1 protein-coding gene is annotated in these 784 nt (G+C 62.9%); it reads left to right on the top strand.

Translation table 11 applies throughout. From position 1 onward, the window contains the following. The first annotated feature begins 190 nt into the window (after window positions 1–190). Entirely contained in the window at window positions 191–673 is a 483-nt protein-coding gene (gene greA, locus EOA28_RS37385; protein ID WP_127253424.1) for a transcription elongation factor GreA, read from the top strand. The last annotated feature ends 111 nt before the right edge of the window (window positions 674–784 follow it).

Below are 784 nucleotides of genomic sequence, written 5' to 3' on the forward strand. Positions count from 1 at the left end.
CGACTTCGCCGATGCCTTGCCGGCAAAGAGGCCGGCGACGGCGAAGCCGGCGGTCTGGGCAAGCAGCGTTCGTCTGTTCAACATCGGCACAGGTCCTGGCGTTTCGCCCTGTCTGTCGCAGGAATCGTGCCAGGATGGCCCTATCGGCAAACCGCTTGTGCAGTCGCCTCGCCAAGCCTAAGTTCATTGCATGAGCAGAGCTTTCACCCGCGAAGAAGACAGCGAAAACGCCATTGCCGGCGTCGGCGAACGCCCGGTCAGCACGCACCGCAATCTGGTGACGGAGCGCGGCCTTGCTATGATCGAGGACAATCTCGCCGACCTGCGTGATGTGCTCGCCAAGGCAGAACGGAAGGGCGACCGCGAGCGTATCGCCGTGGTTTCGCGCGACCTGCGCTACTGGACGGCGCGGCGCGAGAACGCCGAACTTTCGGTGCCTGAGCCGGGCAGCGACGTGGTGCGCTTCGGCATGGGCGTCACGCTGGAAGGCGACGACGGCAAGAAGGTGCACTGGCGCATTGTCGGCGAGGACGAGGCCGATCCGTCGAAGGGCAGCATTTCCCATGTCTCGCCGATGGCCGTGGCGCTGTTCGGCAAGAAGGTCGGCGAAGTCGTCACCGTCAACGGCAAGGAATGGGAAATCGTCAAGCTTTCGGACAAGGCTGAGAATTAGTTCCTCAATACAGAAGATTTGACCGGTTGGTTGGTGTGCGTTGCAGGTCCCCTGCCTTGGCGATTGGCCGAGACGCCTATCGCGGTCGTCATCCACGGGCGGAGCAAGGAG

It is taken from the genome of Mesorhizobium sp. M2A.F.Ca.ET.067.02.1.1 (assembly GCF_004023285.1).
GTDB lineage: Bacteria > Pseudomonadota > Alphaproteobacteria > Rhizobiales > Rhizobiaceae > Mesorhizobium.